Genomic DNA, 6,620 nt, shown 5'->3' with positions numbered 1-6,620 from the left:
GATAATCAATATTTAGATGTTTGTTTAACTGCATTAAAAATTTTAAATGAAGAAGTAAAGGAAATACATTATTTTAACTAAACTTAGTCAAGTACATATTGATCAAATTGCTGCTGTACATGATAAGGCAGATGTTGAAAAAAATGTTTTCTAAATAGTTTGTAAATAAATTAAATTTAACCAAATTTTAATTTATTAAAAAGGTAGAGATGATAATGAAAAAATATAGACCCTCAAAAGGATTTATATGGTGTTTATTTTTACTTATTTTTATGGTGTGGCTTTTACCTAAGTATATACCTTTAAAAGAGAATGAGCAAAATATTTCTATTTCTAATAAAGTTGGAAGTGAAAAACCTATTATAGCAGAGAAATCAAATAGTTTTACAGAGGAAGATATAAGGCGACTACCTAAAGTAGACCAAAATAAATATACAATACAAAAATGGGGGGGGCGTTTTTTTATTATTCCAAAGGAATACCACAGTTCCTTTGGTCTTCATTTTTATTATCCAAAAGATATTCAAGAAATGATAAGAAAAAACCCTCATGGTGATTTTAGAAATAATAAGGATATTCAGAATGGAGGAGTTTCTATTTATATTGGTTCTCCACAACAAGCAGCATTAGGTGGGCGCTTCTCTGATATAACAAATGAGCCATGTATAGAACATATGGGAAGATTTAAATGGAATGGTTTATACATAATTTTAGATGGAAAGCCGATGGGGGTAGGTATACCAAATAAAGAAGAATTATTTGCCAAACAACGTAAGGAAATATGTTCAATCGCATTGAACTTATTAAATACTCAAATGAAGGAAATTTACTATGTCAACTAATTCAACATAGGGTCAAGTGACAACAGTAGCTTATTGTTGACCTTGAACAGTGTGAATAGCAGTTTGAATGATTTAATTAATAATCAGCAGATTTTAATCTAAACATAGTCCATAACCACCATCAAGAAGCGCGGCCTTTTTGATGGTTTTTAATTCTAGGAATTAAAACTTTTGATGATATTTTTAGAAATCTTATTTGTCATGTTTAGGTGTTGAGTATGAGTTCAGAATCCTTTGTGGTAGTCCAAAGAATAGAGGAGATTTGTCTAGGAAAGTGATAGCAGTCCACATAGAACCTTATTTTTATCCTACTATTCATTAATATCTAACAATTAAATTATTAGATATTTGTTCTATCAATGAAGATATTTTAAGTATTCAACCATTTTTACTTGTTCCCTATACCAAGTCATAATTTTTATAGATCCATCCTCATACTGAGCACGGTTACAGGGTAGCTATAAAGGATTACAGTAGTCAGTGCAATCAAAGAATTGAAAAATATAAAAGCTTTATATCAATATTTAGATTTGATCTTGTTAAAAAAATGACTTAAAAGTACATTGTTTTTTTATCAATTTTCTTTTGAAAAGTGTTTTATGTCACATAATTTTGTGTATTATGTAGGCGTAATGAAAAAAAGTTTTGTTTTATTGTAATTAAGTCAAATCTGTTAGAAAGTAAAGTTAAATCACGAAGCATAACTTTTTTCGATCATTACATAAATTGTTTCTGTAAAAAAATTCAATTGATTTGAAAGGTTTCAGTGATGAAAAAACTTAATTTAGCTTTACTTGCAACAACTTTATGTACTGCTGGTGCAACGACGTCTGTGTTTGCTACCGATGGTACGATTACAATTAATGGTCGAGTCATTACTAGTACTTGTACTTTAACGGGCGGTGGTACGGCTGGTGCTGGTTCACAGAACGTGACTGTAACACTTCCGACAGTACCGAATTCAGCATTTGCAGCAGCAAACAGTACAGTTCAGGCGACTAATTTTAATTTATCACTAACAAATGCTGCTGGGACTGCTGCATGTGATGCAGTGACTGTTGCGGGTCTTAAAGGGATTACTCTAGGTGGACCTACAAATTCAGCTCAGTATGTAGCTGGCGATACAACTCGATTGGTTAATACGGTTTCAGGCTCAACAGTAAATACCCAACTTAAATTGGCTTCAGTAACTACCCCTATTGATTTTGCTTTAACGAATCAATTAACAAATAGTAATGCGACAACGACCACAAGTGGTATTTGGAATATGCAGGCACAATATTATTCAACTACAGCAACACCTGCTGCTCAGCAGGTAAATTCTGTTGTTAACTATATTTTGAACTACAACTAATCCTTTAAGTTTGAGGAAAAATATGCGTAGGTTCAGTTTTATTCTTTCAATATTCTTGATTAGCCATTATACAAATGCTGGGGTAAGCATAGATGGTACTCGCATTATTTTTCCTTCCAATGCTAAAAGTGTCAGTGTGCAATTACGTAACGAGTTTGCTACGCCGGCGTTAGTACAAACATGGATTGATCAGGGTGATATGAGCAGTATCCCCGCAGCTGATCAAATTCCTTTTGTGCTTACGCCACCCTTATCTCGTGTCGAGTCTAAAAAAGGGCAGATTATCCGGATTATACCTACTGGTTCACCTACTTTACCGCAAGATCGTGAGTCCTTGTACTGGTTCAATATGTTGGATATTCCTCCTGAGGATCCGGCAAACGAAGGTAAAAATATACTTACCTTTAATGTGCGTAGCCGTATCAAACTATTTTACCGTCCGACTAGTTTAAAAATGTCGTCCGATAAAGCATTTTCCAGTATTCGCTATAGCTACAATAACAGTACTCAATCTGTCACTTTGGATAATCCGACGCCTTATTTTGTCACAGTTACCAAAGCAGATTTTAAAAATCAAAGCCAAACAGCAAGCTATAATGCAGATGCCGTTATGCTGTCGCCTTTTTCACAACAAACATTGAATAAGTTTCAGTTGAAGTTTAAGCCTGATCAAATGAGTTATACCATTATTAATGATTTAGGCGGCAATCAGACTTTTGAGGTGAAATAAATAAACACTCACAGAGTATTTAACGGTATGAAAATCAGATATTCGAGTAGTTTTTTATTACTTATTCTCCTTGTAAGTAAGTCTTATGCTGTTTCTGAATCAGATATTTCCAGTCAGAATCTAGATAAAATATTGGCGCAAAATAATAAAAATATTTTAACGTTTAATTCTGCTTCATTATTTGGTGGGCAGAGTCAAAGTGTTGACCTATCGATATTTCGTAGTGCAAATTATGTTGCCGAAGGCACTTATATCGTAGATACGACAGTCAATGATCGTTCGATTGGTGAACTAAAATTATTGTTTAAGCATCTGGATGCGAACCCAACCGCAGTTTTATGTATCGATGCCGATATACTAAAACGTCTGGATTTGCAGTCACACTATTTGGCGTCATTGGCTAAAAAAGACTGCTTGACCATTAAAGATATTAGTCCAGATGCATATTATGATTTTGATTTATCGACTCAAAAAATTGCGATTTACATCCCTCAAAAATTTGTTATAGATCGACCAGAGGGTTACATTGATCCCGCATTATTTGATTCAGGCATTACGTCTGCTTTTATTGGTTATAATGCCAATTTTAACCAAAATGATCAGGAAGACAGCAAATATTTGGCTTTAACAGCAGGCTTAAATGTAAACGGTTGGTATTTTCGTCATGCAGGAAATTTTGACTCGAATGATTCAGGGTTAGGAAAATATCGTTCTTATCAAAATGTAATTTACCGTGATATCACTGCGATAAATGCGCGTATAAGTGGAGGACAGTTTAATACATCTAGTCTACAAACTGAAAGTTTGCCAATCGTAGGGGTACAACTTGCTTCAGATTTGTCGATGCTGCCTTGGTCAATGCGTAGCTATGCACCTGTAATTGAAAACGTTGCAAATACCAATGCATTGGTTCGAGTTTTTCAAAATGGTCAAAAAATCTATGAGAGAACAGTTCCTGCGGGTCCATTTCGTATTACTGATTTAACATCTTTTGCCTCAGGGGCAATGACACTAGAAATTACAGAGAATGGCGGTGAGAAGAAAACCTATATAATTCCCGTACAAAATAATATGAATTTATTAAAGTCAGGACAAAAGACATTTAGTATAGCGCTTGGAAATTATAAAACTATTGAAAAATTGACTAATGATAGTGTGCTACAAGGTAGTTATAACTATGGTTTAAATAATTATTTAACACTATTGAGTGGGCTCAATTTAACTCAAGATTATCAGGGAATATTGCTGGGAGCAGGCTTAAATACCTTTTTGGGCGGGATAAGTATCAAATCAAGTGCAAGCCGCGCTAAATGGCGGGATCAGGACTATAATGGTCAAAAAATTGCGTTGGACTATTCTTATTATCTTCCTGCATATAAAATGAATTTTTATGCCAATGCGCAAACTCAAACACAACATTATTTATCAGTATCCAACCTACTTTCTTATAAAAATTACAATTATTTAAATACGGATGAATTAAATGATTTATATTTAACGGCAGATTTAAGGAATCAGATCAATTTTAGTTTAAGTAAGAGCTTCGATAATCCGAAAATGGGAGCGTTTAGTCTAGGTTTTTTAGTAAGTGACTATTGGAATAGCGATAATAATCGGTATCAATATAATCTGAGTTATGGCAATTCATGGAAACGCATGTCTTATTCGATTGGATTCTCTCAAACTAATTATAAAGAGAACACTTTCGACAAGGATCGAAGTGTTTATGTCAGTCTTTCTTTACCTCTCGACTTTCGTAAGTCTAATCTCAACCTTAACTCGACCTATCAGCATGATGAACAACAGGGGCGTGATAGCGATAGCTTTGGCGCTTATTTGTCTGGTACAGCAGGTTATAATAACAATCTTAACTTTGGGATAGGGGCAACGTCCAATCGTTATGATGGCAGCACCAATAATTCATACAATGCCAATGTAAATTATTTATTGCCTCATGTGAATTTAGGAGCAACTGTTTATCATGGTAATCAAGATACTCAATATTCACTTTCAGCACAGGGTGCAATTGTAGCGCATCGCTACGGTATTACGGCGACTAATACGGCAGCAGATACTTATACTATTATTCATGTCGATCAGGGTGCTGGTGCGAGTGTTGAAAATGCATGGGGTATAAAACTTGATCGTTGGGGGAATGCAATTTATCCAAATGCTTCTGCCTATTCGATCAATACACTCTCTATTAATCCAGATCAATTACCCCCTGAAATTACTTTGGACGGTAACCAAACTAAAGTGATTCCGCGTATGTATAGTTCAACCCTTGCGACTTTCAAAGCGAATCAACAAAGTAATATTTTAATGCGCATTTATAGTAAAAACACACAACAGTTTCCTATGGGAAGTCGTATTGAAACGTCAAGTGGTCAGTTAATTGGTTTGATGGGGCAATCGAATCAATCCTTACTTACCCATGATATTCGTGATTTAAAAGAGCCTTTAAAAGTCATATGGGGAGATCAGTTAAAACAAAGCTGCAATATTCCTCTAACAGAATTTAGTTCGGTGGTGAAGAAAAAGAATAGTCAATTAGATATTATTAATGTGGAGTGCCATTAAATGTATAAGAAAATAGCGCTAGTCTTGATGTGTCTATTGGCTTTTGCTTCCAAAAGTCATGCAGTCTGTACTACCAGAACTAACCCTGTTAATTTTGCTGCAAATCTAACTAAAGCACAAAGCGATAATGCTTATCTACAGCTTGTATCTCAAACCATCGCTGCTTCATCACCTCAACCGATTGATTCATGTAGTGGATCAGGTCCGAGTACTTTTACTATGAATGGAGTAACTGACTTAACGACTAGTAGCACAATTTCTAAAGATGGTTATACCTATTATCAGATCCCTTCTACTAAAATTACGCCGTCAGTAGCCTCAGCCAATATCAAAGTCTATATCGCTTTTAGCATCAAAGATAATCAGGATGCTGCAACGGAATTCTGGATCAATAGTGCAACTACCTCTTATGAGTTCTATACAGGCACTAGTGATACGCGTGGCTTGCGATTACAAAATGTCCGACTATTGGTATCGGGTTTGGGAAATACCGCAGGGACCTATACGATTTCAAATTTAAAATTGGGTAATTTTTCTGCAAAAGGTTCTACTAGCACTACTGCAACTACATCAATCGTACTAACAAATTCTACCTTTCAAATTACAAAATCCACTTGTGTAATTAATAATGGTGCAGCAATTAATGTTACTTTGCCTACTGTACCAAGTAGTAGTTTTACTGCGGTAGGTCAAACTGTGGGGGATACTTCATTTACAGTGAATGTCAGTGGCTGTAGTTCAGATGATACTAGCAAAACGCTGGTTGCTTTGTTAACTGATAATAATAATGCGTCTGCAAGTAATACAAGCGGATTATTAAAAAATACCTATTCTAATAATGTTTCGGTGCAAATTACCGACAGTGCTGGAAGCGCTTTACCGATTGCTCCAAAAAGTATTGATAATTCAACTAGCTTTTTTAGTTTTGGGACCATTGGATCTGGTGGCACGGTTTCTAAAGCATTCAAAGCGCGTTACTATTCCAATGTTGCTGCTGTACCTGCAACGCTTGTACAAGCGCAGGCAACTATTACGCTGATTTATAATTAAAATAATTTTTTTTGAAAGTTTTTAATATTCTTCTTTGGTTGAGTAAATAACTGAACAGCATGTG

5 protein-coding genes are annotated in these 6,620 nt (G+C 34.9%); all 5 read left to right on the top strand.

The window, feature by feature from the left end; genetic code table 11:
- Positions 1–215: 215 nt before the first annotated feature.
- The 5 genes from IAE20_RS13640 (at position 216) to acuG (ending at position 6,556) form a co-directional block, all read left to right on the top strand.
- Positions 216–842: a hypothetical protein gene (locus IAE20_RS13640; RefSeq protein ID WP_200529623.1), complete on the top strand. Its 627-nt coding sequence runs from the start codon at positions 216–218 to the stop codon at positions 840–842.
- A 769-nt stretch (positions 843–1,611) separates the two neighbouring features.
- Entirely contained in the window at positions 1,612–2,196 is a 585-nt protein-coding gene (gene acuA / locus IAE20_RS13635; RefSeq protein ID WP_200460575.1) for a fimbrial protein, read from the top strand.
- 22 nt (positions 2,197–2,218) lie between these two features.
- Positions 2,219–2,926, top strand: coding sequence for a thin pilus assembly periplasmic chaperone AcuD (acuD, locus tag IAE20_RS13630; RefSeq protein WP_200460574.1), 708 nt, complete (start codon positions 2,219–2,221; stop codon positions 2,924–2,926).
- 27 nt (positions 2,927–2,953) lie between these two features.
- The gene (acuC, locus tag IAE20_RS13625) at positions 2,954–5,506 is read left to right on the top strand and encodes a thin pilus assembly outer membrane usher AcuC (protein ID WP_200482520.1); all 2,553 of its coding nucleotides are present in this window, start codon (positions 2,954–2,956) and stop codon (positions 5,504–5,506) included.
- Positions 5,507–6,556: a thin pilus adhesin subunit AcuG gene (gene acuG, locus IAE20_RS13620; RefSeq protein ID WP_200482521.1), complete on the top strand. Its 1,050-nt coding sequence runs from the start codon at positions 5,507–5,509 to the stop codon at positions 6,554–6,556. It abuts the gene before it with no gap.
- The last annotated feature ends 64 nt before the right edge of the window (positions 6,557–6,620 follow it).

It is taken from the genome of Acinetobacter sp. S54, assembly GCF_016624945.1.
GTDB lineage: Bacteria > Pseudomonadota > Gammaproteobacteria > Pseudomonadales > Moraxellaceae > Acinetobacter.
Note: the sequence above shows the minus strand (reverse complement) of the source record. Positions and strands in the feature narration are given on the sequence as shown.

What these genes read in the sequence shown, in the direction of transcription:
- IAE20_RS13640 (WP_200529623.1), top strand. Translation starts at nt 216, where the DNA reads ATGAAAAAATATAGACCCTCAAAAGGATTTATATGGTGTTTATTTTTA.
- acuA (WP_200460575.1), top strand. Translation starts at nt 1,612, where the DNA reads ATGAAAAAACTTAATTTAGCTTTACTTGCAACAACTTTATGTACTGCT.
- acuD (WP_200460574.1), top strand. Translation starts at nt 2,219, where the DNA reads ATGCGTAGGTTCAGTTTTATTCTTTCAATATTCTTGATTAGCCATTAT.
- acuC (WP_200482520.1), top strand. Translation starts at nt 2,954, where the DNA reads ATGAAAATCAGATATTCGAGTAGTTTTTTATTACTTATTCTCCTTGTA.
- acuG (WP_200482521.1), top strand. Translation starts at nt 5,507, where the DNA reads ATGTATAAGAAAATAGCGCTAGTCTTGATGTGTCTATTGGCTTTTGCT.